The sequence below is a fragment of the Streptomyces millisiae genome (genome assembly GCF_031845425.1).
GTDB lineage: Bacteria > Actinomycetota > Actinomycetes > Streptomycetales > Streptomycetaceae > Streptomyces > Streptomyces millisiae.
Genome location: NZ_JAVREM010000167.1, coordinates 1 through 766, shown reverse-complemented (window position 1 = coordinate 766; position 766 = coordinate 1). Strand labels below are relative to the sequence as shown.

The following is a 766-nucleotide window of genomic DNA, read 5'->3' as shown; positions in this document are numbered from 1 at the left end:
ACCGGGCGCGATCCGGCGGCCTTGCAGTACTGGCATGTGCTCGGGCTATGGAAGCTGGCGATCATCGCCGAGGGCGTCATGCGCCGGGCGATGGACGAGCCAGAGAACAAAGCGGTCGCGGGCACCCCCACTGTGACGCGGATCGACTCGATCGTCGCCAAGGCTCGCGAGATCGCCGATGCGGCCGGATTTTCCCGGTGAGTCGCCAGGGTCCCCCTGCGGGGGAGCACTACAACCAGTCCCGGCGTTTGAACATCACGTACAACAGGACGACCAGCACAACGATCAAAATGCTGCTGGCGATGAACCCCACTGCAGTATTGATGCCGGGGTACAGCACGTTCTGGCCGTAGAAACCCGTGATGGCGGTCGGCACCGCGATGATGGCGGCCCAGCCGCTGAGTTTCTTCATCACCGTGTTGAGCCGGGCGTCCTGCAGGGACAGGTTGGTCTCGAACACCGTGGTGACCATGTCGCGCAGGGATTCGGTCCACTCCGAAGCCCGCAGCACGTGGTCGTACAGGTCGGCGTAGAGCGGGTCCAGGTCGGGCGAGGTGGACGAGTCCATCCTGCGGTGCTGGATGGTGCTGACCACCTCGCGCATGGGCAGCACCACGCGGCGCAGTTCGACCAGGTCCTTGCGCAGCTGGAAGGTGCGCCGTTGCAGGCCGCGACGTGGACCGCCGTCGGCGAACAACTCGTCCTCGAGCCCTTCGATGGCATCGTCGAGCGCCTCGACGGCCTCGAAGTGCCCGTCGACCACGAC

At 65.5% G+C, this 766-nt stretch carries 2 protein-coding genes; one reads left to right on the top strand and one right to left on the bottom strand.

The genetic code is table 11. The features are described 5' to 3' along the window. The coding region (locus RNC47_RS36025) for a hypothetical protein (RefSeq protein ID WP_311605061.1) at positions 1-201 on the top strand (201 nt) is incomplete at its 5' end. A 28-nt stretch (positions 202-229) separates the two neighbouring features. Here the strand turns inward: RNC47_RS36025 and RNC47_RS36020 are convergent. Next, the coding region (locus RNC47_RS36020; RefSeq protein WP_311605059.1) for a magnesium transporter CorA family protein at positions 230-766 on the bottom strand (537 nt) is incomplete at its 5' end.